This is a genomic window from Sphingobium sp. AP50, assembly GCF_900109095.1.
Taxonomy (GTDB): Bacteria; Pseudomonadota; Alphaproteobacteria; order Sphingomonadales; family Sphingomonadaceae; genus Sphingobium.
The window spans coordinates 821,391-844,657 of sequence record NZ_FNYZ01000001.1 but is presented as its reverse complement, the minus strand read 5'-3'; the positions used below and the strand labels follow the sequence as shown (position 1 = coordinate 844,657).

Below are 23,267 nucleotides of genomic sequence, written 5' to 3'. Positions count from 1 at the left end.
GAATAAGGGCGCCTCACCTACCTCCGTTCGTTTCGAGCGCAGTCGAGAAACGTGAAGGGCAATTCTAGCCGCTTCTCGACTTCGCTCGAAGCGAACGGGTCAGGGGGACGTCCTTTTCATTCGATGATGGTCATCATGGCGGCCGACAGGGCGACGGCCGCGGCGCCCAGACCCGTCATGACGACAGGCATGAACCACCAGGGCTGACGGCGACGACGGCTGCGTCGCTGGCTTTTGCGAGGCATGGGACGAATTCCTCCTTCCGACGACAGGCCCGTGCGGGACGGGCGGGTCCGATGAGTCAGAGGAAGGCGGGCGGCGCCCTGGCGCGACGGGCGCGCAAAAGATGCAGCGGCTTGAGGCGCGGCGAATCGAGCGAAGAAATGCAAGCGGGAAGGTACCGCCAGACGGCCATCAGCAGCGCCGTGAACAGGCACCACAGCGCCACCGGCGGAATTCCGTCGCCATCGGGGCGAGCCGGCTGAACCGCCTGCACGGCGGCAGGCGCCCGCACCTTGAGCACGACATCGATCGTGGCGGGGTTGAAGGCGGAGCCGGTCACCCGGCTGAGCGGCAGGCCAAGCGGCGCTAATGCGGACAGGAGCGTTACTGCGATCAGAGTGCAGAAAGCGGCGAAAAGCGCAGCACGATGCATCATGCGCCTTCCCTTCCGCTTTTCCCTGCCCATATGCCGCATAGCGTTGCCTGTTTGCGTGATCCCACCTGTAAATAGGGAAAGGCGGGGGTGAAAACCAGTGCCGAAACCGCCCCCATCGGTTGACAGAAGCGAGTCATTCCACTAACGGGCCACATTCCCGCGCGGGTCGGCAGGACTTCATGTCTTTGGTGAGCTGCGTAAAGCAGATTTGAACGAGAAGAGAAGAGCCATGTTCGCTATCGTGCGCACGGGCGGCAAGCAGTATCGCGTCGCCGCCGGAGACAAGATCGTCGTTGAAAAGCTGGCTGGCGAAGCCGGCGACAAGGTTGAGCTGGGCGACGTCCTGCTGGCCGGTGAAGGTGGCGAGCTGAAGGATGCTTCCAAGCTGACCGTCGCCGCCGAAATCATCGCGCAGGCGAAGGGCGAGAAGGTCATCGTCTTCAAGAAGCGCCGCCGCCACAATTATCGCCGCAAGAACGGTCACCGCCAGAATCACACGATCCTCAAGATCGTGTCGATCGCCTGAGCGCAGCTAAGTTAAGGAGTTTAGGTCATGGCACATAAAAAAGCTGGCGGTTCGTCGCGCAACGGTCGCGATTCTGAGTCGAAGCGCCTTGGCGTGAAGAAGTTCGGCGGTCAGGACGTGATCGGCGGCAACATCATTATCCGTCAGCGCGGCACCCGCGTATACCCGGGCCGCAATGTCGGCATGGGCAAGGATCACACCCTCTTCGCGCTCGGCGAAGGCAAGGTGGTATTCCACACCGGCAAGCTCGGCCGCAAATATGTGTCGGTAGACGCGCTGGCCGCAGCCGCGGAATAACGGACGACTGATGACGGGTCGTCCTGCAAAAGGGGCGATCCTCATGGGTATAGGGCCATTGGCCTGACACCTAGTCCGAGGGAATAAAGGGCGCTCCTTCCACGCGAAGGGCGCCCTTTTTCCGTTGGGCGAAACACCCTCGCAAAAATCCCTCAAGCCTCTGGAACTCCATGCCTTCTCGCGCGTCGTGCGGGCGGGGAATCCAGCCAGAGATCACCGTCGCGAAGCCGTCATGAAAGGCGGCTAACGGCGCGCCCTAAGAGGAGACGAGAATGTTCGCCCGTACCCCCCGCCTGCTGCTGCGTCCCGGCTGGATGGAAGACGCCCAGGCGCTGGCCATGGCCATTGACGACACCGCTGTCGCCCGCAATCTGTCGCGCGTTCCCAGTCCCTATGGGCTGGACGATGCCGAGGCCTTTCTGGCGCTGCCCCATCATCCGCAACTGCCCCGCCTGCTGGCCTTCACCCGCACCCAGGGCGCGCCGCGCCTGATCGGCGGGTGCGGCATCCATCTGAACGAGGATGGCGCGCCGGAACTAGGCTATTGGATCGCTCGCCCCTATTGGGGGCTGGGCTTCGCAACGGAGGCCGCGCGCGCCGTGCTGGCGATGGCGCGGGCCAACGGCGTCACGGATATCCGCGCCTGTCACTTTGCCGACAACCCGGCATCGGGCAATGTTCTGCGCAAGCTGGGCTTCCGCTTCACCGGGCGGGTCGAGCCGCGCTACAGCCTGGGTCGCGACGCGATGGTCGATTGCCTGCTGTTCGAGGAAGGCGAAGCCGGCCGAATGAACGACGACCCGGCGATGATGCTCTATCGGGATGCGTTGCCGGTGGCGGCGTGAGAGAGCGGACGGAGGGGTTTCCGCGCCATCGATAGGGCGACACCCCTCCACCACCGCCTTCGGCGGCGGTCCTCCTCCCCTTTACAGGGAAGGATGTTTCGGGCGATCGAAGACCCGCGTTGGCTTGCCGCCATAATCGGTGTCGACCAGCGGGTGGAAGCCCAGCTTTTCTGCGACCTTGATCGATGCCTCATTGCCGGGATCGATGATGCAGCGGACGGACGGGCTGTCGAGATGGGCGTCGGCCCATTCGAATATGGCGTGCATCGCTTCGGTGGCGATGCCCCTGCCCCAGCCATCGGGCGCCAGCACCCAGCCGGCCTCCGGCACGCCTTCCAGTTCCGCGATGCCGCGTTCGGCGCTGAGCAGGCCGGCTTCGCCAAGGAAGGCGCCGCTGTCCCGTTCCTCTATCACCCACATGCCATAGCCCAGCATCGACCACATGCCGGCATAGCGCAGCAGGCGGAACCAGACGGCCTGTGCGTCCTGCGGCTGGCCGCCGATATGGCGCACCACATCGGCATCGGCCCATAGCGCCTTGCAGGCGGCATAATCCTCCACCCGGTGCGGGCGGAGGATGAGGCGGATGGTTTCGAGCGTGGGTGCCTGGGACATGGAGCGATTAAAGGCCGCTCCGGCGTTCTGGTCAAGCGGCGGACGGCAGCGGGCCACCCATGCGCGCAGCGGCATAGGGCGTATCGGCCAGCGCGATCAGAGCGCGATCGTCGATGGCCCAGGGATGGAAGCCGGGCAGGAAATAGCCCAGCCATGGACGGGCCACCCGGCGCAATATGCCCGGCCGCACCAGCGCATAATGGAGCAGCCCGCCCCATGCACAGCGGCCGGTCACGCCATCCTGCCGCAACAGGTCCATCATGCCCCGCGCGCGGTGGTGGAGGAAATGCTTCGTCACGACCAGCATCATGGCGCTCTTCACCCACCAGCGCTTGAACCGGCCCCAGTCACGGGTGGCGTGGACCCATGTGTCATGCGCCACGCCCTTATGCTCGATCTCCTCGATCGCGTGCCAGCGCCACAGCGCCGCGATCTCCGGGTCGGCTCCGTCCAGATGGCCCGGGTCGCTGAGCAGTTCGTGCGCGAGGATGGCGGTGAAATGTTCCAACGCCATGGTCGCGGCGAGGCTCGCGATCGGTGGACGCTGTTTCGCAAGATCCAGCACCATCGTCACATCGGCGTCGAGGCGCGACACATCATAGCCATGATCCGTCACCTGCCGATTGAAGGCCAGATGTTCGCGGCTGTGGACGACCTCCTGTTTAATGAAGGCGGCGATCTCACCGGCCAGTTTGTCCGGCACGCCATCGCGGAAGGCACGGACGCTTTCTATGAAATAGGCTTCGCCGCGCGGGAAGGTGATCGACAGGGCATTGAAGAAAGCCGTGGCGATCGGATCGCCGTTCAGCCAATGTCGCGCGGCCCGGCGATCGCGTGCAAAGCGACGGTCGCGGGGTGTGATGGTGAGGTCAGTCGGGGTCATGGGGATGCCTCCGGTTGTTACTTACATTGATGTAAATAAGAGTAACTGACATCCATGTCAATTAAACGCGCCCGCCTCAGCCCGGATGAAAGCCGCCTCGTCGCCGTTGAGGCCGCACGCGACCTGCTGATCGAGGCGGGACCGCAGGCAGTTACGCTGAAGGCCGTGGCCGGACGGATCGGGCGGACGCACGCCAATCTGCTCCATCATTTCGGGTCGGCGGCGGGATTGCAGAAGGCGCTGGCCGCGCATCTGGGCGAGACGATCACCGCCAAGATCGGCGAAGCCGTGGATGCGGCGCGGCGCGGCGAGGTCAGCGCGCGCATCATCGTCGACATGACGTTCGACGCCTTCGACCGGGAGGGCGCGGGCGCGCTGGCAAGCTGGATGCTGGCGTCGGGCAATGAGGATGCGCTCGATCCGGTGGTGGAGGCGATCCATCGGCTGGTCGACAAGCTGGCAGCGAGCGCGCTCAACGCCAACCTCGCCGACCTGATCCGCGAGAATACTCTGATGCTGGTGCTGCTGGCGCTGGGTGATTCGCAACTGGGCGGCGCGATGGCCGGCGCGCTTGCCCTACCCCGCGAAAAAGCACGCGAAATCGCGACACGCAGCCTGACTTTCGCACTGATGCAGGAGGCTGCGGCGATCGCGGCGAAGGGCAAGGTTTAATTTTCTGCGTTTAGGCGCTATGGGCGCGGGCAGGATGGGCGATCCCGGTATCGCCCTGTTGTTTCTTGTTTACCGCATTCTGCGAATCGGCGGCTGTTTCAGTCGCCTCCAGAATGCTCTATGGGCGCGCCATGCATTTTCTCGATCAAGCCAAAATCTACATCAAATCCGGCTGGGGCGGCCCCGGCGCGGTCAGTTTCCGTCGTGAAAAATACGAGGAATATGGCGGCCCCGACGGCGGCAACGGCGGCAAGGGCGGCGACATCATCTTCGAAGCGGTACAGGGCCTCAATACCCTGATCGATTTCCGCTACACCCAGCATTTCAAGGCACAGCGCGGCACGCCCGGCATGGGCAAGAATCGTTACGGCGCGGGCGGCAGAGACTTGATCATCAAGGTGCCGGTCGGCACGCAGATATTGTCCGACCCCAAGCCGATCGAAGGCAGCGAGGACGAGGACGGCTATCCTGAGTATGAGGATCAGGACCTGCTCGCCGACTTCACCGAAGTTGGCCAGCGCGTCACCTTCCTGCGCGGCGGCGATGGCGGCCGGGGCAACATGTCGTACAAGACCAGCACCAACCGTGCCCCGCGCCAGCATGGTACGGGCTGGCCGGGCCAGGAAATGTGGGTTTGGCTGCGGCTGAAGCTGCTGGCAGACGTGGGTCTGGTGGGGATGCCCAATGCGGGCAAGTCCACGCTGATCAATCAGGTGACGAATACCAAGGCGAAGGTCGGCGCCTATGCCTTCACCACCACCAAGCCGCAGCTGGGCGTGGTGTTGCACCGCGACCGGGAGTTCGTGCTGGCGGACATTCCCGGCCTGATCGCGGGTGCAGCCGAAGGGGTCGGCATCGGCGATCGGTTCCTGGGGCATATCGAGCGGTGCCGCGCCTTGCTGCACCTGATCGACGCGACCACGGACGATCCGGTCGAGGCATTCCATATCGTCACCGAAGAACTGGCGGCTTATGGTGAGGGGCTGGACGAAAAGCCGCAGATCGTGGTGCTCAACAAGGGCGACCTGCTGGGCTCGGAATTGATGGAAGACATTGCCGACCAGCTGCGCGAGGAAGCGGGCGTGGAGGATGTGTTCATCATTTCCGGCGCAACCGGTGAAGGCGTGAGCGCGCTGCTCGACGCGGTGCTGCTGATGATGGACGACGACGCACGCGATGACGAGAGTGAAGGCGGCGCGGAAGACGAAGCCGGCTGGTCGCCGATTTGACCTTCCTCCCCTCCCCTTCAGGGGAGGGGACCGAGGGGTGGGGGCGTGCCGCAGACGCAACCTCAGAACCCGCCGATAGCCCCCGCCCCAACCCCTCCCCTGAAGGGGAGGGGCTTGTTTGGACCGCCCGATGACCCACAGCCTCTCCGGTTTCCCCCCTGCCCTCGTCCGCCGTCTGGTCATCAAGATCGGGTCGGCCCTGCTGGTCGATCCGGCGGGGGAAGTGCGGGTGGACTGGTTGCGCACGCTGGTCGCCGATGTGGCGGAGCGCAAGGCGGCGGGGCAGCAGGTCATCATCGTGTCGTCGGGCGCGATCGCGCTGGGCGCGCGGCGGCTGAAGCTGCCCAAGGGCGGGCGCGGATCGCTGGAAGATGCGCAGGCGGCGGCGGCCACCGGGCAGATTGCGCTGTCGCAATGCTGGGCCAGCCTGCTCGCCGAAAAGGGCATCACCGCCGCGCAGATGCTGGTGACGCTGGACGATCTGGAAAACCGGCGGCGTTACCTGAACGCTTCGGCCACGCTGGAGCGGCTGGTGGCGCTGGATGTCGTGCCGGTCATCAATGAGAATGACAGCGTGGCCACCACCGAAATCCGCTTTGGCGACAATGATCGGCTGGCGGCGCGTATCGGACAGGCGGCACGGGCTGACGCGGTTGCGCTGCTTTCCGATGTCGACGGGCTTTACACCGCCAACCCGCACGTCGATGCCAGCGCCATGCTGATTGAGACAATCGAAACGATCGACGCGCGGATCGCGGCGATGGCCGATGGCGGCTCCGCGTCGGGCATGGGATCGGGCGGCATGGTGTCGAAGATCCAGGCGGCGCGCATCGCCACCGGCGCGGGCGCGCATCTTGCGATCCTGTCCGGCAAGGTGGATTCACCGCTGGCGCATTGGGCCAATGGCGGTCGCGGCTCCATCTTCCTGGCCGCGCAGGGCAAGGGCGCACGCAAGGGCTGGCTGGCCGGGCGGCTGACGACGCGCGGGCGGCTGATCGTGGATGCGGGCGCGGAAAAGGCGCTGGGCAAGGGCAACAGCCTGCTGCCCGCCGGGGTCGCGAGCGTCGAAGGCCTGTTCGATCGTGGCGATGTAGTCGATATCGTGGCGCAGGACGGGCGGGTGATCGCGCGCGGGCTGATCGAATATGACAGCGAAGCCGCCGCCAGGATCGCCGGGCGGCGCAGCGAGGAAATCGCCACGCTACTGGGCGAAATGCCGCGATCGGTACTGGTCCATCGCGACCATATGGCGATGGTCTGAGCATGGCGCCCTTTCGCATCGCCATGACCGGCGCGACGGGTTTCGTCGGCGCTGAAGTGCTGGAGCAGGCGCTGGACGATGGGCTGCGCATCAATGCGCTGACCCGGCGCGCGCAACCGCCACAAGCCCGGCTGAAATGGGTGCCCGGATCGCTGGAGGATGCGGCGGCGCTCGACGTGCTGGTGCGCGATGCCGACGCGGTTATGCATATTGCAGGCGTGGTGAACGCGCCTGATCGCGAAGGATTTGAAGCCGGCAATGCGCGCGGCACCGTGGCGGTGATCGATGCGATGCGGCGGCGGGGCATCAAGCGGCTGGTGCATGTGTCGTCGCTGGCGGCGCGGGAACCGGGCCTGTCCGACTATGGCTGGTCCAAGGAACTGGCCGAGAAATATGTGAAGTCCAGCGGCCTCGATTGGACCATCGTGCGGCCGCCGGCCATTTATGGACCGGGCGACAAGGAAATGCTGGAACTGTTCCGCATGGCCAAGCGCGGCATCATGATGCTGCCGCCGGGCGGACGACTGTCGGCGATCCATGTGAGCGATCTGTCCCGGCTGCTGCTGGCGCTGGCGCAGGAGCGCGAGAATAGCCTGACCCGCACCTATGAGGTGGACGACGGCACGCCGGGCGGATGGGATCATAAGGATTTCGGCGCGGCGATCGGACGTGCGGTCGGGCGGCCGGTCAGGACGGTGGCGACGCCGGAATGGCTGCTGACCGTCGCGGCGCGGATCGACCGGATGGTGCGTGGCAAGAAAGCCAAGCTGACCCCGGATCGGGTCGATTATTTCTGCCATCCCGACTGGGTCGTCGCCAAGCGGATGCAGCCGCCCAAAAGGCTGTGGCTGCCGCAGGTGAAGACCGAGGACGGGCTGAAGGAAACGGTGGCCGCCTATCGGGAGAAGGGGTGGCTTTAGGCTGCCCTCATTCGATCAACATAATTCCGTTCGTGCTGAGTAGAGGCTGAGCTTGTCGAAGCCTCCTATCGAAGCGCCTGTCCTTCGATACGCCATTTCGACTTCGCTCAATGGCTACCCAGGACGAACGGCATCTTGATTGCCATTGGAACAAGCTTTCCCTCTAGGCTCAGCCCGAACGGATTTTACTGGTCTGCCGCCGCCGGCTTCTTTGCGCGTTGTTCTGCCAGAAATTCACTGATCGCCTGACCGCTGGCGTTGAGCAGCGGATAGGTGCGCGCGTCGCTCAACCAGTCGGGACGGCGGGCGCCGCTGCCGTAGAAGGTGTCGTAGACGAGGCTGAAGGCGAGGAAGACGATGGTCGCGCCGATCAGCCCCTTCACCGCGCCGAAGCCTGCGCCCAGCACCCGATCTACGGGACCGAGGATCGACTGGCGGGTGCGGCGGCCGATGGCGTGGGCGATCAGCTTGCCGACGCCGAAGGTAACGCCGAAGATGAGGACCAGCGCCAGCATCGCCGCCCCGCTGCTGTTGCCGACAAAGGCGCTGAGCAGTTCGGCCGCCGAGGCGTGGAACAGGCGGATGGCGAAGATCGCCAATACCCAGGCGATGAGCGAGAGGGTTTCGAGCACGAAACCGCGCATGAGGCCCAGCACGGCGCAACCGCCGATGGCGAGCAGGACGAGAATGTCGATGGCGTTCATTAAGGGCCACTCATATCGATAAATGACCCCGTCATTGCGAGCGTAGCGAAGCAATCCATGGACGCTCCGGTGGATTGCTTCGCTGCGCTCGCAATGACGAATGGATCATGAGGCGTTCATTGCCGGTGTGGCTATCCGCGTCCCAGCATCTGGTCAACCAGTTGGGCGAGCGTGCGGAAGCCGCTGACCGCGATTCCCTTCACCCCGTCCGCCGCCGAGGCCGGGATATAGGCAAGGGTAAAGCCCAGCTTTGCCGCTTCGCGCAGGCGCAGGGGCGAATGCGAAACGGGGCGGATTTCGCTCGACAGCGCAATTTCGCCGAACAGCACGATATCGACCGGCACCGGCCGTTCCGACATCGCGGAAATGAGCGCAGCGGCGACGGCGAGGTCGGCGGCCGGATCGGTCAGGCGATAGCCACCCGCGACGTTGAGATAGACTTCGCAGGTCGAGAAGCTGAGGCCACAGCGCGCCTCCAGCACGGCAAGGATCATGGCAAGCCGGCCGCTGTCCCAGCCGACCACCGCGCGCCGGGGCGTCGCGCCGCTGGACAGGCGCACGACCAGCGCCTGTATTTCTACCAGCACCGGGCGGGTGCCCTCCAGTGCGGGGAAGACGGTGGCGCCGGTCACTGTCTCATCGCGGTTGGTGAGGAACAGGGCGGACGGGTTGGCCACTTCCTCCAGCCCCTCCGCCACCATCGCGAAGACGCCGATCTCGTCGGTGCCACCGAAGCGGTTCTTCACCGCGCGCAGGATGCGATATTGATGGCTGCGCTCGCCTTCGAAGGCCAGCACGGTGTCGACCATATGTTCCAGCACGCGCGGACCGGCGATGCTGCCATCCTTGGTCACGTGGCCGACCAGGATCAGCGCCGTACCACGCTGCTTGGCGAATTTGATCAGTTCCTGCGACGAGGCGCGCACCTGGCTGACGGTGCCGGGTGCGCCTTCGATCAAATCGCTGTGCATCGTCTGGATCGAATCGATGACCAGCAGCGCCGGTGGTGGCCCCTCCCCCAGCGTCGTCAGGATATCGCGGACGGAGGTGGCGCTGGCCAGTTGGACCGGGGCGTTGCCGAGGCCGAGGCGCTGGGCGCGCAGGCGGACCTGATCGGCGGCTTCCTCCCCACTGATATAGGCGACCGACAACCCGCGCGCGGCGATACGTGCGGCCGCCTGCAAAAGGAGCGTCGACTTGCCGATGCCCGGATCGCCGCCGATCAGGGTCGCGGAGCCATGGACGATACCGCCGCCCAGCGCCCGGTCGAATTCTGCAATGCCGGTGCTGGTGCGCGGCGGCAGTTCGACTTCGCTGTCCAGCCCGACCAGCGTGATGGCGCGTCCGCCATTTTGCAGGTCATGGCGCTGGGAAAAGACCGTCTCCGCCGCTTCCTCGACGATGCTGTTCCACTCGCCGCAATCCTCACACTGGCCCTGCCACCGGCTGGCGACGGTGCCGCATTGCTGACAGACGAATTTGCGTTTTGCCTTGGCCATGGCACGGATATGCCGGACAGGCGCGAACATTGCAAGAACATCGATTGATGCGCTGGAAACCTCCGTCGGGCTGGCGCATTGATACGACATGAAAACGATCCGCGTCGCGAGTTACAATATCCGCAAGGCTATCGGCACTGACCGGCGACGAATGCCCGAACGGGTGCTGGAGGTGCTGAACGAGGTGGATGCGGATATCGTCGCGCTTCAGGAGGCCGACCGGCGCTTTGGCGTGCGGTCTGCGGCCATCCCGCCGCTGCTGATGGACAATCAGAGCGGATATCGGCCGGTGCCGCTGAATGTGCAGGTGGACAGCATGGGCTGGCACGGCAACGCCCTGCTGGTCCGCAAGGAGGCGGAGGTCGCCCGCCATGATGTGCTGCACCTGCCCTATCTGGAGCCGCGCGGGGCGACCATGGCGGAAGTGGCGGTGAAGGGCGCGACGCTGCGCGTATTCGGCATGCATCTGGACCTGTCGGGCCTGTGGCGACGCAAGCAGGCAGCGGCGGTGATCCATGCGGCGGCGCAGGGAGCAGACATGCCCACGGTGCTGATGGGCGATCTTAACGAATGGAGCGCCGGGCGCGGGTGCCTGGCCGATTTCGCGCGCCATTATAGTTTCGCGCCATGCGGGCGCAGCTTTCACGCACGGCGGCCGGTGGCGCGGCTCGACCGGATCATGCATTGCGGTAAGCTGACGCTGAAAAATTGCGGCGTGCATGAGAGCGCGGCGGCGCGGAAGGCGTCTGACCATCTGCCGATCTGGGCGGAATTTGCGGTTGGTTGAAGCCGTCATCGCAAGCCTTTCCCCGTTCGGGCCGTTCGATCGAATCGCTTGTCTCAATCGAATGTCGAAACCCACTCCGTTTCTAAAGAAGTACGGCCCTTCGACAGGCTCAGGGCGAACGGGATTGAGGGCATATTTCAAAACGATAGCCCCCTCGACAATTGTCCCGCCCTCTGCGAGGTTTATGCCATGAAGGAGCGGGAACTGCGGCTGGCTTTGGTCTGCTATGGCGGGATCAGTCTGGCCGTCTATATGCACGGCATCACCAAGGAAATCTGGCGGCTGGCGCGGGCGAGCCGCGCCTTTCATGATCACGCCCCATCGAGCGACAGCAGCGAAGCCATCTATCGGCAGATGCTGGAAGCGATCGAAGCGGAGAGCGGCATCCGGCTGCGGGTGATGCCGGACATCATCGCCGGGGCCAGCGCGGGCGGGATCAACGGCATATTCCTGGCGCAGGCGATCGAGACGGGACAATCGCTGGAGCCGCTGACCGACATGTGGCTGGACAATGCCGATGTCGACCGGCTGCTCGATCCCGACGCGCGGCCGGCGCGGGCGATGACGAAATTCTGGGCGACGCCTCTGGTATGGATGGCGGCGCGGCGGCCAGGCGATGCGGTGGAGCGCACGGTCGCGCCCGATACGCGGGAGGAAGTGCGGATGAAATTGTCCCGCTTCATCCGGTCCCGCTGGTTCGAGCCACCCTTTGGCGGGGAGGTTTTCTCCACCATGTTGCTCGATGCGTTCGATGCGATGGCGGCCGCGGAGAAAGGCCCGGCACTGCTGCCCGACGGGCATCCGCTCGACCTGTTCGTGACCGTCACCGATTTTGAGGGCCATCCCCAGAGCCTCAACCTCAATAGCCCGGCGCAGGTGATCGAGACGGAGCATCGGCTGTCGATCGGGTTCCGCGCGCGGGGACGCGGGGACCGGCTGTTTGCCGATGCGGCCGAACTGACCTTTGCGGCGCGGGCGACGGCGAGCTTCCCCGGCGCCTTCCCGCCCTTCACCGTGCGCGAACTGGACCGGGTGCTCAAGCGGCGCCATCGTGGGTGGCCGACGCGGGACGCCTTTCTGGCGCGCGCGCTGCCCCGCCATGCCGCGCGCGGGACGGCCGAGGATGCGGTGCTGATCGACGGGTCGGTGCTGGCCAATGCGCCCTTTGCGCAGGCGATCGGCGCGCTGCGCAACCGGCCTTCGCGGCGGGAGGTGGACCGGCGCTTCGTCTATATCGATCCCAAGCCAGGGCATCGCTCCATCCGCCTCAATCGCGAGGGGGAGCAGGTGGACGCGCCGACCGGCGAAGACGCCCCCCTGCCCGGCTTTTTCCGCACCATCTTCGGCGCGTTGAGCGACATTCCGCGCGAACAGCCGATCCGCGACAATCTGGAGGCGATCGACCGGCATTCGACGCGCATCCGGCGAATGCGCCGGATATGGGACGCACTGCGGCCGGGGATCGAGGCTGAGGTGGAAAGCGCGGTCGGGCGGATGCTGTTCCTGGATCGCCCCAATCCGGCGCGCCTGTCCGCCTGGCGGGCCAAGGCGCAGCAGCGGGCAGCGAGCGCGGCCGGCTTCGCCTATCCGGCCTATGGCCATATGAAGCTGTCCGGCATCGTCGAATCGCTCAGTTCCCTGCTGTTCCGCCTGTCGGGTGAGGAAAGCGCGATGATGCGGGAAGCCTATCGGCAGGCGATCTGGGCCGATATTCGCAGCAAGGGCGCGGACCAGCTAAGCGAGGACTGCGGATCGGCCTCCGCCCCGGTCGCCTTCTTCCGCGCGCATGACCTGGCCTTTCGCGTGCGCCGCCTGCGCTATCTGGCGCGGCGGCTGGCGGACACGCTGGAGATGGAGAGCGAGGCGGACGATCCGGCGGTGCAGGCGATGCACGACGCTATCTATGGTGCGCTCAGCCTCTATGCCGAATGCGAGGATAGCGATTTTCACGGCACCGATGTGGTGGCTGCGGCCAAGGCGGTGCCGACCGATGCCGGCGCGGCGCTGGAGGCGGTGGCGCAGGCGCGCGGTCTGAAGGCGCGGGACGAGGCGGCCGACCTGATGCTGGCGGAGGCCTTTGCCGGCCTGCCCAAGGCAGGGCGACGGACCATGCTGCTCGCTTATCTGGGCTATCCCTTCACCGATATCGCCACATTACCGTTGCTCCAAAGTGACAGTCTGGATGAATATGATCCGGTGAAGGTCGACCGGATTTCGCCCGAGGATTGCACCGCCATTCGTAGCGGCGGCGCGGCGGCCACGCTCAAAGGCATAGAATTCAACAATTTCGGCGCCTTCTTTAGCAGGGTCTATCGCGAGAATGACTATTTGTGGGGGCGGCTGCACGGGGTCGAGCGGCTTCTGGACATCGTGAATATGAGTGTGCCCGTGGCAAGCCGTCTTTCGCCCGACATGCTGCGCGACTATAGGCGGGCGGCGTTTCTGGCGATCCTCGATGAGGAAGAGTCGCGGCTGCATCATGTGGCCGATCTCATTGCCAGCTTGCGGGAGGAAATCGGGTGAGCGGGCGTGTGGTGCTGGTTCCGGTGATGCTGATGCTGGCCTTTACGGCCGGCTGTCGTTCGTCGTCCGATGACAGTGCCCAGGCCGATAATGGCGCCGCGCAGCCGGTCATGGCTGCCGTCGCCGCCCAGCCCGAAGCGATCGCGCCGCCGCCCGACAATGTCGCCGAACCGACACGGCCCTCCCCGATCGTGACCGTCCGCGCCCAGCCTGCGCCGCGCAATGCGCTGGACCTGCCGCCATCCGACGATGGGCTGGCCGCAGATCCTTTCCCGCAGGAAGTCACCGCCTTCATGGTCGACCGCGACGGGTGCGACCATTTCCGGGGAGAGTTACCCTATGACGCGGAACGGCGCGCCTATATCGCCGAAAGCGTCGCGGAACTGTGCACCGGCACCGATGCCCGGCTGGCGATGCTGCGGCGGCGCTATGCCAATGACCCGTCGGTGATCGCTGCGCTCCGGACCTATGACGACCGGATCGAAAGCATGGCGACTTATTGAGGATCAGGCGCCCAGCGCGTCGATCGCCTTGGCCAGATCGATATCGCGTTGGGACAGACCGCCCGCGTCATGGGTGGTTAGCGTAATGTCCACCCGGTTGTAGACATTCGCCCATTCGGGATGATGGTCCGCCTTTTCCGCCATGATCGCCACCCGCGTCATGAAGCCGAAGGCGGCGTTGAAGTCGGTGAAGGTGAAGCGGCGGGCTATGCCCTCCGGATCGTCCACCGGCGTCCAGTGCGGCAAATCCGCCAGCGCGAGGGCGCGTTCTTCATCCGTCAATCTGGTAATCATGTCGCTTTCCCGATGTTCAGCTTCCGCTATATGGGAAGCATGTCGTTCAACGGTCAACCACCCCGCTTCGCTCCCACGCCGCAGGAAATAGAGGCGCTGGCGCTTGCCGCACTCAACCGCCTGCCCGCGCCCTTTACCGAGCATCTGGAGGGGGTGGTGCTGTTCGTGGAGGAATTTGCCTCCGCCGATATCCTGAAAGAGATGGACCTGACCGATCCGTTCGAACTGACGGGCCTGTATAGCGGCCGGTCCGTCGGGCAGGAGGCTCAGACCGGGGACATGCCGCCCAGCGTGCATCTGTTTCGGCGGCCGTTGCTGGACGAATGGGTGGAGACGGGCGTGCCGCTCGATGCGCTGATCACCCATGTCGTGGTGCATGAGATCGGCCATCATTTCGGCCTCTCCGACATCGACATGCATGTGCTGGAGGACATGGTCACATTATGACCGGCGCCGGATTGCGCCTGACCGATGTCGCCTGCCTGCGCGGCGGGCGGATGCTGTTCCGGGGGGTGACGCTGACGCTGGCGCCGGGGGACGGGGCGCTGCTGACCGGTCCCAATGGCGTGGGCAAGTCCAGCCTGCTGCGGGTCATCGCCGGGCTGCTGCCGACCTTTGCCGGGACGATCGAGAAGAGCGGCGGCATCGCCATGACGGACGAGCGGCTGGCGCTGGATATGGACCTGCCGCTGGCGAAGGCGCTGGATTTCTGGGCGAAGCTGGACCGGGCCGGGGCGCTGGCGGTGGCGGATGCGCTGGAGGCGATGGCGCTGACCCCGCTGGCCGACGTGCCGGTGCGGATGCTGTCGACCGGACAGCGCAAGCGGGCAATGCTGGCGCGGGTGATCGCCAGCGGCGCGGGCATCTGGCTGCTGGACGAGCCGGGCAACGGGCTGGACGTGGCATCGCTGGATTTGCTCGGCCGGGCGGTGGCGGATCATCTGGCGCGGGGCGGGATCATGGTCGCGGCATCGCACCAGCCGCTGCCGATCGCAGCGCCGGTGACGCTGACGCTGTCTGACTATCAGGCCGACTATCAGGCGGAAATGGCATGAGGTTGCTGTGGCTGCTGGCGGCGCGCGACCTGCGTCAGGCCTGGGCGTCGGCCGGGCTGTGGCTGCCGGTCGCCTTCCTGCTGCTGGTCGCCAGCCTCTATCCTTTTGCGGTCGGGCCGGAGGCGGCTTTGCTGGCGCGGACCGGCGGCGGGATGCTGTGGATCGCGGCCTTGCTGGCCAGCCTGCTGCCGGTCGACCGACTGGTCGCGCCGGATCGGGATGCGGGCGTGCTGGACCAGATCGCGCTGCGGGGCATTGGCGAGGAGATGATGGTGATCGCCCGGCTGATCGCCCATTGGCTGGGCTTTGGCCCCCCGCTGATGATCGCCACCCTGCCCGCTGCTGCGCTTTTGAAGCTGGATGGCGCGACGATCGTGAAGCTGGAGATCGGGTTGCTGATCGGGACGCCCGCACTGGCGGCGCTGGGGCTGCTGGTGGCGACGCTGACGGCAGGCCTGCGATCGAGCGGCGCGCTGGCGGGATTGCTGGCGCTGCCGCTGGCGGTGCCGCTGCTGATATTCGGCGCGGGGACGCTGGGCGATGGCAGCGGGGCGGCGCTGAAGTTTCTGGGGACAGCGTCATTGCTGCTGGTGGCGATCACGCCCTTTGCCGGTGGCGCGGCGATACGGGCCGGGCGGGAATAGGATTTCTCGCGCTTAACTTCGCATATTTCCCGCGAATTCCGATATTTTGTTGCGTGGGCCTGATCCTATCGGAAAGCCGGGTGAGAGCATGGAACCGCGTGCATCATCGCAGGCAGGCAATAGTTAGGACAGGGTTCAGGAATTTACCGCTAAAACGGACAGATGGGCCAAAATCTCGTAGGCTAATTTCGTTCATTTCTTTTACGCAGACAAATGTTTCCGCAAGAAGAACGGTTAATTCAGGATAATGTCTTCACCATGGGATTGATATTGCCCGGATTTTCTTCATCGCCCGGAATATTGACGATTGCCCGCGAATCGGGCAGATTCCGTTACGGCAGTCGAGAAACATCGACGCCGGGAGAGGATGTCCATGAACCGAATTCGCGCGAATTCCGGGAAGCTTTTTCATGAGCTTTTAGTGCGGTGTCTGGCTGAACAACATCAGCCCACCGCCGAAGAGATTGATCTGATCGCCGGCAAGATCTGGCATGAGAGCCATGGCGCCAGAACCGGCCAGCCCTGGCCCGATGTCGCACGCGGCAGCGACGCGCACCGGCAGATGATCGAGGCCGCGATGATGGCGCTCAATCCCCCTGCGCTGAGTGGAGCGGCGTTGCGGTAGGGGAAACGGATTCTGCCTGAACGATCTGTCGGCATGGCGTCATGGAGCGCCTCTGTTTGATCTGACCGGTTCGCTTCAAGCGATAGCCAGAGCAGGCTGTCGAGAGGGCAGCACGCAAGGACGTAAACATTAAGCCGCTGCTCGGTGGCGGTTTCGGACGCCCTCCCGTTGGAAGGGTGATCAGCGATTGCAGACGTTGCGCGATAGAAATCACTCAGTGATCATCGCTCGATTGCGAAAGTTTAGATCAAGAGTAGCATTGGCGGAATGCGAATCGCCTCTACCACATTGCGCTGGATCGAAAATTGCGTGTTCGCAACCGTCCTCGCGCTCATATTCTTCTTGGTATTTCTAAGCGATGGCAGAATTCTGAATTTGACAGCCATCAGGGGAGGCGACGCGACCTCGCGGGGTATTCAGCTATTTTGTTGGATGATGTTGCTTGGCTTCGGATGGCGTATCACCGTCGGCAGTTGGAAGCATCTGAGGGGTTTGAAGCGCGTGACGCTGATGGGCTTACTGATCTTTCCTATATTTCTAGGCATCTTTTCTTTTCTGCCTGATGATGTTCCGCACTGGGTTGGCGCGATGTTAGCAGGTCTGACGGGGCTTGCTGCAAGCCTAGCTACGGATCGCATCCTCCCCAAAGCAGTATCTAATCGCTGAGCGCTAACGACAGCCAGCCACTTGATTTGGCCGCTTCGCGCCATGCCGCATTTGCTAACACCGCCCAGACAAACGCCAATAGGATGGGCCGCCCCTGAAGCGCAGCCCCCCTTCTCCCTTCCGCCGCCTCGACAGGACTGTGCCCTTGCGCCAAAGGCGGCGGCATGTTTGCTATCATTGCCCCCATCCTCTTCATCCTGATCTGGTCCACCGGCTTCATCGTCGCGCGGGCGATGGTGCCGCATGGCGCGCCGGAGCTGATCCTGGCGCTGCGGCTGACGGCAACGACGATGCTGCTGGCCGGGGCTGCGCTCTATGCGCGGCAGAGCTGGCCGCGGGGCAAGCGGCTGGGGCTGCATCTGATGGCCGGGGCGATGCTGCATGGCTTTTATCTGACACTGAGCTGGTGGGCGGTGAATAACGGCATGCCGGCCGGGATCATGTCGCTGCTGGGATCGCTGCAACCGCTGATGGTGGCGGTGGCGAGCGTGCTGTTGCTGGGCGACCGGTTGCCGGGGCGGGCCTGGGGCGGGCTGGCCATTGCGATATTCGGCGTGGGCTGCGTGCTGATGCCGGCGCTGGAGCGGAGCGGCGCGGGCAGCGTCACCCTGTTGCCGGCGGTCGCGGGGATGCTGGCGGTGCTCGGCATGGCCGGTGGTACGCTGATCCAGCGCGGCGCGATCGCGGGGGACGGCATCGCGGTGTCGGGCGCAGTGCAGAATGCCGGTGGCGCGCTGGTGGCGATCGCCGCGACATTGCTGGTCGGGGAGTATCGCTGGGACGGAGCGCCGATATTGTGGATTGGCCTGAGTTGGTCAGTGCTGGGCCTGTCGGCGGCAGGCCTCTCCCTGCTGGTCTGGCTGGTGCGGCATCAGGGCGCGACGCGCATGTCGATGCTGTTGCTGCTGGTGCCGCCGCTCGCCGCGATCGAGGCGTGGATATTGTTCGGCGAGCGGCTGGGGCCGGTGCAACTGGTCGGCTTTGCGCTGGCGCTGGGCGGCGTGCTGCTGGGGCGCTCGCAGGGGAAGAAGGGGGAGGTTGTGGAGCCGGCTTAGGGGGGGGATGGGTGGACGTGGGTGGGCTGCGATCGGCCGATAGCGAAATGTCCGGTTACGGGCGGTCAAACGCAGATAGTTGCCGTCCCAGCGGCGACGGCTCTCAAATCATACCGCAATCTTATCAGCTATCAGTCGAACCCTGGCACAATGGCATTGGTGCAGCATTTGCAGCCGGGTTTTAGGCCGGGAAATGTCCACTCACCGTTGATCTTCAGCCCTTTATCGAGCCTGAATACCTTGCCGCTGGCGACTTTATGTGCCGCATCCATGGCCTTCTCAGATGGACTGGGATTACTCGTCCAATAGCAGGCCGCGCCCGAATGCATCCATTTGCCTTCGGTAAGCCCGATGCTGCGCGAACGGGCGACGTCCATCAACGCGGTAGAACGATTGCCGAGATAATGGGCTATGTAGGAAGCTCGGCTCTTGGTGACGCCCATTTCCTCTAGCGTCTTTGCCAGATGGTGAAGGTCGCGTCCGCGCTGGGCCATAACGACGGCGGCATCAAATATCCTCTGCTCCTCTCCTAGGGGCAAATCTTCGAATTCTTGGATGCGCTCCCAAAGATCAGCACGGATAGCCTCTGTGACGCGCATGGGGTCGAACTTGACGGTGGGAACGAAATTGACCGGCTCGCCTCGCTTGAAGAATCCGAAAACCATCATGTCGCCCCGCATTGGATAGCGCAATGTTGGCAGCACAGAACGAAATGCGCCAGCCATATGCAAGAGTGTCGGCTCTTGAGAATGGAAGATGGCGGGCAGAACGTCTCGAAGGGACGCCAACCGGATCTAACATTCACGCGGAAGAGTGCTTCACCTCACTTCACCCGAAACAATTGATCCGCACCTTCACGTCATCCCATTGTCATCTTCTGCAACATCGCTGTCATGATCGCGCGCTATCGGGTGGCATGAGCAAGCGCCCGCCTTCCCTCCCCGCCCAGGCCGCCGACATGGCGATGCAGATGGCCTTGCGGCAGATCGACTTTACCGCTGCGCCGCGCGTGGCTGCGCCTGTGCCGAAGCCGCAAAATACGGAAGATGCGCTGGCGCTGAAGCGGCGGGACTGGTTGCTGGACGTGCAGGAGCGGCAGCGGGCCTTGTCGCCCTATGCGTCGGGCCTGCTGACGGCGGAGCAGCTTTCGGGCGAGGATTTCCTGCACAGCTTCTATGCCGCCGGGCGGCCGGTGCTGATCAAGGGGATGATGGCGGACTGGCCGGCGATGACGCGCTGGACGCCAGACTATCTGGCTGAGACGATCGGCGACGCGGTGATCGAATATCAGGGCGGCCGCGCCGGGGCGCTGGATTATGAGCTGAAGAAGGAGAAGCATCGCAAGCGCGCGCCCTTCCGCCAGTTTATCGCGGCTGTGCGGGCGGGTGGCAATGATGCCTATCTGACAGCGTCGAACAGCGCGACCAATGCGCCGGCGCTGGCGCCGTTGCAGGCCGATCTAGGGCATATCGACGCCTATCTGACGCGCGCGCCGGGGATGTTGTGGATCGGCGGGGCGGGCGCCTTCACCCCTCTGCATTTCGACCTGACCAACAATCTGCTGGCGCAGGTGACGGGGACCAAGCGGGTGATCCTGATCCCGCCGTCACAGACAAAGCGACTGGCGCATAAGAGCCATGTGTTCAGTGATGTGCGCGACGTGACCGATGAGGCGCGGCTGGCGCTGTTTCCACAGGCGCGCGATGTGCTGCGTTATGAGGTGGTGCTGACGCCGGGCGACCTGCTGTTCATCCCGATCGGCTGGTGGCATCAGGTGCGGTCGGAGAATTTTTCGACGATGTTGACCTATACGGGGTTTCATTGGGCGAATGCCGGGCATGAGGGGTATCCTGCCGGTTAAATTCGCCGTCATTGCGAGCGAAGCGAAGCAATCCATCGGCGCGCCAGTGGATTGCTTCGCTTCGCTCGCAATGACGAAACGCTGTCAGCCCTCGCGCAGGCGTTCGTGGTGGCGGATCACTTCGTCGATGATGAAGCGCAGGAATTTTTCGGTGAAGTCGGGATCAAGCTTCGCGTCGAGCGCGAGCTGGCGCAGGCGGGCGATCTGGCGTTCCTCTCGACCCGCGTCGGCCGGGGGCAGATCGTGAGTCGCCTTATGCTCGCCCACGGCCTGCGTGATCTTGAACCGTTCGGCCAGCATGAACACCAGCGCCGCGTCGATATTGTCGATGCTTTCGCGATAGCGGTTCAATGTGTCGTCCACTTGGATAGTCTCCGGTTCCAGATCGCGCGCTTTTTGCCGCATCCGGCCGCTCGCGCAAGCTATTCCCGCTTGCCTTTCACATTTTGCAGCGCCACATGACGCGCCATGACAGCAGTTGCCCCCGATAATGTCGATCCCATCGGTAGCGCCAAGGCGGAGCCTTCGCTCACGCCCATCCTGAATCTGGTCGCCAGCGGCATGGAGCAGGTGAATGCGGTCATCATCGACCGGATGCAGTCGCGCATTCCGCTGATCCCCGAACTGGCCGGCCATCTGATCGCAGGCGGCGGCAAGAGGCTGCGGCCGATGCTGACCTTGGCCTGTGCCGATCTGGTCGGATACACGGGCGATCGCCATTACAAGCTGGCCGCTGCGGTCGAGTTCATCCACACTGCCACCCTGCTGCATGACGATGTGGTCGACGGATCGGGGCTGCGCCGGGGCCGCAAGACCGCCAATATCATCTGGGGCAACAGCGCCAGCGTGCTGGTGGGCGACTTTCTCTTCTCCCGCTCTTTCGAGCTGATGGTCGAGGCGGAGTCGCTCAAGGTGCTCCATATCCTGTCCAACGCTTCGGCCGTGATTGCCGAGGGTGAGGTCAACCAGTTGACCGCCCAGCGCAAGATCGACACCAGCGAAGAGCAGTATCTGGACATTATCGGCGCCAAGACGGCTGCTTTGTTCGCCGCGGCCTGCCGCATTTCCGCCGTGGTCGCGGGCCGCAGCGAGGAAGAAGAACAGGCGCTGGACCTCTATGGCAGCAACCTCGGCATCGCCTTCCAGCTGATCGACGACGCGATCGATTATGAATCGGACGGCGCGACGATGGGCAAGGATGCGGGCGACGATTTCCGCGACGGCAAGGTGACGTTGCCGGTGATCCTGGCCTATGCGCGCGGGTCCGACGCGGACAAGGCATTCTGGAAGGCCGCGATTGCCGGGCACAAGATCAGCGACGATGATCTGGCCCATGCCACCGGCCTGCTGCGCCAGACCGGCGCGATCGCCGACACGATGGCGCGGGCGCGCCATTATGGAAAACAAGCGATCGACGCGCTGGACCGGTTCGATGCCGGCGCGGCCAAAGCGGCCCTTATCGAAGCGGTCGAATTCGCTATAGCACGCGCCTATTGAGGAGACGGACGGCATCGTTCGTTTCCTTTTCCGGTTTGGCCTTCCCAAAAACAAACCGTTCATCCTGAGTAGCTGCTGAGCGAAATCGAAGCGGCGTATCGAAGGACTGGGCCTTGCGCGGATGCTTCGATACGGGGCTTCGGCTTCGCTCAGCCCCTACTCAGCACGAACGGACTTTGGGGCCTGAAGTCCTGTTGTCGAGGTCATGTTGATCCTGTCCCCCGAAACCATCGCTTTCCTTATGGCTGCGGCGCTCATGGCCGGGTGCGTCGACGCGATGGCGGGTGGCGGGGGGCTGATCGCCCTGCCCGCACTGCTGGCGGCGGGCGTGCCGCCGGTGCCGGCGGTGGCCACCAACAAGCTGCAAAGCTGCCTTGGCACCTTCGGCGCCTGCATCGCCTATGCGCGGCGCGGGCATATGGATCTGAAGGCGTTCAAGGCGCCGATCGCCGCCGCCTTCATCGGGTCGGTCGGCGGCGCATGGCTGTTGCAGCGGGTCGATCCGTCGATCCTGGCGGGGCTGATGCCCGCTTTGCTGGTGGCGATGGCGGCCTATTTCACCTTCTCCCCCAAGCTGAGCGATGCGGATCGCCATGCGCGCGTCGGCATGGCAGGCATGTCCGGCCTGATCGGCGTGGTGGGATTTTATGACGGCTTTTTCGGGCCGGGTGCTGGCGCTTTCTATACCACCATATTCCTGGCGCTGGGCGGCCTGTCCATCCTGCGGGCCACGGCCCAGACCAAGGCGGCCAATTTCGCCAGCAATGTCGCGGGCCTGCTGACCATGATCGCAGGCGGGCATGTGATCTGGATCGCGGGGCTGGCGATGGCGGTGGGCAGCATCACCGGCGGGCAGATCGGATCGCATCTGGCGATGCGTTTCGGATCGCGGCTGATCAAGCCGCTGCTGATCCTCATGTCGCTGGCGCTGACCGCCAAGATGCTGCTGGACCCGAAGAACCCGATCCACATCTATCTGTTCGGGTAAGCGGAAGGGGCGCTGATCGCGACGCGACGGCTCCAATCTCCTACGAAGTTCATAGTGTCGCAGGGCGTTTTCGGGCTTTTGCGCCTGTAACGCGCCTGTGACGCCTCCCCGACGCGCCTGTAACGCGGCAGGAGCAAGAGAGACTGGGTCAGGCTGACGCGCGTGGAACGCGCTTGGCACGCGACACGTCCGGGAAGGCGGCACCGCAGGTATGCGCCAGCCGAGCGAGGGTTGAAGCGTGAGGGGAAGGCGTACCATCGCCAAGGGTAGAACAGAGGCCGGGTGGATAGGAAAGATGTCAGGAATGGCACGTGACGGGGGACTTAGATTGCCCGCAAGCGAACCGAGACGGCTGTTGCCATTATATTTTCATCGTGAAATAGATTTTAGGCATGTGGTCGTTCAACGCATCCTGGCGGATTTTTCCTCTCTGGTTGAAAAAACTGATGCTGTTCGTCGGATTGCCGGCATGGCTCGGTTTCGCAGCGATGATTTTTACCGGCGCGCTGTTCGAATATAAGGGCTTAACGCTCTCATTATTTGCGGTGCTCGGACTTCTTGCATTCTGCCAGACATTTTTCATCGCCCGGGCGGCGTGGCGAAACGAGCTTTAGCGAACCGCCCTGCATTTCCCTCGTCACCCGTGAAGACGGTAGAGGT

Annotated in this window: 29 protein-coding genes; 20 read left to right on the top strand and 9 right to left on the bottom strand. The window is 64.2% G+C overall.

Annotated elements, in window-relative coordinates; translation table 11 throughout:
- Positions 1 to 116 precede the first annotated feature (116 nt).
- Positions 117 to 245, bottom strand: coding sequence for a hypothetical protein (locus BMY84_RS30350; RefSeq protein ID WP_256215045.1), 129 nt, complete (start codon positions 243 to 245; stop codon positions 117 to 119).
- A gap of 56 nt (positions 246 to 301) precedes the next feature.
- Positions 302 to 658 carry a hypothetical protein gene (locus tag BMY84_RS04220; protein ID WP_256215044.1) on the bottom strand — a complete coding sequence of 119 codons (357 nt, stop codon included), beginning with the start codon at positions 656 to 658 and terminating at the stop codon, positions 302 to 304.
- 229 nt (positions 659 to 887) lie between these two features.
- On the opposite strand from BMY84_RS04220, the gene rplU reads away from it, so the two are divergent.
- From rplU to BMY84_RS04205, 3 genes are all read left to right on the top strand, one after another.
- Entirely contained in the window at positions 888 to 1,184 is a 297-nt protein-coding gene (rplU, locus tag BMY84_RS04215; RefSeq protein WP_093013463.1) for a 50S ribosomal protein L21, read from the top strand.
- Positions 1,185 to 1,211: 27 nt separating this feature from the next.
- Positions 1,212 to 1,481 (top strand): 50S ribosomal protein L27, encoded by a 270-nt coding sequence (rpmA, locus tag BMY84_RS04210; RefSeq protein WP_093013466.1) that lies wholly within the window; start codon positions 1,212 to 1,214, stop codon positions 1,479 to 1,481.
- Positions 1,482 to 1,753: 272 nt separating this feature from the next.
- Positions 1,754 to 2,326, top strand: a complete 573-nt coding sequence (locus tag BMY84_RS04205; protein ID WP_093080878.1) for a GNAT family N-acetyltransferase — start codon at positions 1,754 to 1,756, stop codon at positions 2,324 to 2,326.
- 81 nt (positions 2,327 to 2,407) lie between these two features.
- Here BMY84_RS04205 and BMY84_RS04200 read toward each other — a convergent pair whose 3' ends face one another.
- Both BMY84_RS04200 and BMY84_RS04195 read right to left on the bottom strand, forming a co-directional pair.
- Positions 2,408 to 2,941, bottom strand: a complete 534-nt coding sequence (locus BMY84_RS04200) for a GNAT family N-acetyltransferase (protein ID WP_093081728.1) — start codon at positions 2,939 to 2,941, stop codon at positions 2,408 to 2,410.
- Positions 2,942 to 2,972: 31 nt separating this feature from the next.
- Positions 2,973 to 3,824 (bottom strand): metal-dependent hydrolase, encoded by an 852-nt coding sequence (locus tag BMY84_RS04195; RefSeq protein ID WP_093080875.1) that lies wholly within the window; start codon positions 3,822 to 3,824, stop codon positions 2,973 to 2,975.
- Between the two features lie 54 nt (positions 3,825 to 3,878).
- Here BMY84_RS04195 and BMY84_RS04190 point away from each other — a divergent pair, with 54 nt between their 5' ends.
- From BMY84_RS04190 to BMY84_RS04175, 4 genes are all read left to right on the top strand, one after another.
- Positions 3,879 to 4,496 (top strand): TetR/AcrR family transcriptional regulator, encoded by a 618-nt coding sequence (locus BMY84_RS04190; protein ID WP_093080872.1) that lies wholly within the window; start codon positions 3,879 to 3,881, stop codon positions 4,494 to 4,496.
- A gap of 131 nt (positions 4,497 to 4,627) precedes the next feature.
- Entirely contained in the window at positions 4,628 to 5,725 is a 1,098-nt protein-coding gene (gene obgE / locus BMY84_RS04185; RefSeq protein WP_093081725.1) for a GTPase ObgE, read from the top strand.
- A gap of 130 nt (positions 5,726 to 5,855) precedes the next feature.
- A complete protein-coding gene (proB, locus tag BMY84_RS04180) occupies positions 5,856 to 6,986 on the top strand; it encodes a glutamate 5-kinase (RefSeq protein WP_093080870.1) in 1,131 nt (376 codons plus the stop codon).
- A gap of 23 nt (positions 6,987 to 7,009) precedes the next feature.
- Complete coding sequence (locus tag BMY84_RS04175; protein WP_093081723.1) at positions 7,010 to 7,906, top strand: NAD-dependent epimerase/dehydratase family protein; 897 nt, start codon at positions 7,010 to 7,012, stop codon at positions 7,904 to 7,906.
- Between the two features lie 185 nt (positions 7,907 to 8,091).
- Here BMY84_RS04175 and BMY84_RS04170 read toward each other — a convergent pair whose 3' ends face one another.
- Positions 8,092 to 8,610 (bottom strand): CvpA family protein, encoded by a 519-nt coding sequence (locus BMY84_RS04170; RefSeq protein ID WP_093080867.1) that lies wholly within the window; start codon positions 8,608 to 8,610, stop codon positions 8,092 to 8,094.
- Between the two features lie 131 nt (positions 8,611 to 8,741).
- Positions 8,742 to 10,109, bottom strand: a complete 1,368-nt coding sequence (gene radA / locus BMY84_RS04165; protein ID WP_093081721.1) for a DNA repair protein RadA — start codon at positions 10,107 to 10,109, stop codon at positions 8,742 to 8,744.
- Positions 10,110 to 10,197: 88 nt separating this feature from the next.
- On the opposite strand from radA, the gene BMY84_RS04160 reads away from it, so the two are divergent.
- The 3 genes from BMY84_RS04160 to BMY84_RS04150 all read left to right on the top strand — a co-directional run bounded on the left by BMY84_RS04160 (position 10,198) and on the right by BMY84_RS04150 (position 13,922).
- The gene (locus BMY84_RS04160; protein WP_093080865.1) at positions 10,198 to 10,896 is read left to right on the top strand and encodes an endonuclease/exonuclease/phosphatase family protein; all 699 of its coding nucleotides are present in this window, start codon (positions 10,198 to 10,200) and stop codon (positions 10,894 to 10,896) included.
- Positions 10,897 to 11,085: 189 nt separating this feature from the next.
- Positions 11,086 to 13,419: a patatin-like protein gene (locus BMY84_RS04155; RefSeq protein ID WP_093080862.1), complete on the top strand. Its 2,334-nt coding sequence runs from the start codon at positions 11,086 to 11,088 to the stop codon at positions 13,417 to 13,419.
- Complete coding sequence (locus BMY84_RS04150) at positions 13,416 to 13,922, top strand: hypothetical protein (RefSeq protein WP_371262393.1); 507 nt, start codon at positions 13,416 to 13,418, stop codon at positions 13,920 to 13,922. Before BMY84_RS04155 ends, BMY84_RS04150 begins: the two co-directional genes overlap by 4 nt.
- A gap of 3 nt (positions 13,923 to 13,925) precedes the next feature.
- On the opposite strand, the gene BMY84_RS04145 is transcribed toward BMY84_RS04150, so the two are convergent.
- Positions 13,926 to 14,216: a 4a-hydroxytetrahydrobiopterin dehydratase gene (locus tag BMY84_RS04145; protein WP_093080860.1), complete on the bottom strand. Its 291-nt coding sequence runs from the start codon at positions 14,214 to 14,216 to the stop codon at positions 13,926 to 13,928.
- A 39-nt stretch (positions 14,217 to 14,255) separates the two neighbouring features.
- Here BMY84_RS04145 and BMY84_RS04140 point away from each other — a divergent pair, with 39 nt between their 5' ends.
- The 6 genes from BMY84_RS04140 (at position 14,256) to BMY84_RS04115 (ending at position 18,261) form a co-directional block, all read left to right on the top strand.
- Positions 14,256 to 14,663 (top strand): metallopeptidase family protein, encoded by a 408-nt coding sequence (locus tag BMY84_RS04140; RefSeq protein WP_093081717.1) that lies wholly within the window; start codon positions 14,256 to 14,258, stop codon positions 14,661 to 14,663.
- Complete coding sequence (ccmA, locus tag BMY84_RS04135; RefSeq protein ID WP_093080857.1) at positions 14,660 to 15,271, top strand: heme ABC exporter ATP-binding protein CcmA; 612 nt, start codon at positions 14,660 to 14,662, stop codon at positions 15,269 to 15,271. Before BMY84_RS04140 ends, ccmA begins: the two co-directional genes overlap by 4 nt.
- A complete protein-coding gene (locus tag BMY84_RS04130) occupies positions 15,268 to 15,915 on the top strand; it encodes a heme exporter protein CcmB (RefSeq protein WP_093080855.1) in 648 nt (215 codons plus the stop codon). The genes ccmA and BMY84_RS04130 overlap by 4 nt, the downstream gene beginning before the upstream one ends.
- Positions 15,916 to 16,336: 421 nt before the next feature.
- The gene (locus tag BMY84_RS04125; protein ID WP_093080852.1) at positions 16,337 to 16,540 is read left to right on the top strand and encodes a hypothetical protein; all 204 of its coding nucleotides are present in this window, start codon (positions 16,337 to 16,339) and stop codon (positions 16,538 to 16,540) included.
- Positions 16,541 to 16,849: 309 nt separating this feature from the next.
- Positions 16,850 to 17,206 carry a hypothetical protein gene (locus BMY84_RS04120; protein WP_143074976.1) on the top strand — a complete coding sequence of 119 codons (357 nt, stop codon included), beginning with the start codon at positions 16,850 to 16,852 and terminating at the stop codon, positions 17,204 to 17,206.
- A gap of 164 nt (positions 17,207 to 17,370) precedes the next feature.
- Complete coding sequence (locus BMY84_RS04115) at positions 17,371 to 18,261, top strand: DMT family transporter (RefSeq protein WP_093080847.1); 891 nt, start codon at positions 17,371 to 17,373, stop codon at positions 18,259 to 18,261.
- A gap of 131 nt (positions 18,262 to 18,392) precedes the next feature.
- Here BMY84_RS04115 and BMY84_RS04110 read toward each other — a convergent pair whose 3' ends face one another.
- On the bottom strand, positions 18,393 to 18,929 hold the full coding sequence (locus BMY84_RS04110; RefSeq protein ID WP_143074975.1) for a hypothetical protein: 537 nt from the start codon (positions 18,927 to 18,929) through the stop codon (positions 18,393 to 18,395).
- 248 nt (positions 18,930 to 19,177) lie between these two features.
- Between BMY84_RS04110 and BMY84_RS04105 the strand changes: the two genes are divergently transcribed.
- Complete coding sequence (locus BMY84_RS04105; RefSeq protein ID WP_093080842.1) at positions 19,178 to 20,122, top strand: cupin-like domain-containing protein; 945 nt, start codon at positions 19,178 to 19,180, stop codon at positions 20,120 to 20,122.
- An 84-nt stretch (positions 20,123 to 20,206) separates the two neighbouring features.
- On the opposite strand, the gene BMY84_RS04100 is transcribed toward BMY84_RS04105, so the two are convergent.
- Complete coding sequence (locus BMY84_RS04100) at positions 20,207 to 20,485, bottom strand: chorismate mutase (RefSeq protein WP_093081716.1); 279 nt, start codon at positions 20,483 to 20,485, stop codon at positions 20,207 to 20,209.
- 105 nt (positions 20,486 to 20,590) lie between these two features.
- On the opposite strand from BMY84_RS04100, the gene BMY84_RS04095 reads away from it, so the two are divergent.
- The 3 genes from BMY84_RS04095 to BMY84_RS04085 all read left to right on the top strand — a co-directional run bounded on the left by BMY84_RS04095 (position 20,591) and on the right by BMY84_RS04085 (position 23,221).
- Positions 20,591 to 21,619 carry a polyprenyl synthetase family protein gene (locus BMY84_RS04095; RefSeq protein ID WP_093080840.1) on the top strand — a complete coding sequence of 343 codons (1,029 nt, stop codon included), beginning with the start codon at positions 20,591 to 20,593 and terminating at the stop codon, positions 21,617 to 21,619.
- 208 nt (positions 21,620 to 21,827) lie between these two features.
- Positions 21,828 to 22,607: a TSUP family transporter gene (locus BMY84_RS04090; RefSeq protein WP_093081713.1), complete on the top strand. Its 780-nt coding sequence runs from the start codon at positions 21,828 to 21,830 to the stop codon at positions 22,605 to 22,607.
- 392 nt (positions 22,608 to 22,999) lie between these two features.
- Positions 23,000 to 23,221: a hypothetical protein gene (locus BMY84_RS04085; RefSeq protein ID WP_093080837.1), complete on the top strand. Its 222-nt coding sequence runs from the start codon at positions 23,000 to 23,002 to the stop codon at positions 23,219 to 23,221.
- Positions 23,222 to 23,267 lie beyond the last annotated feature (46 nt).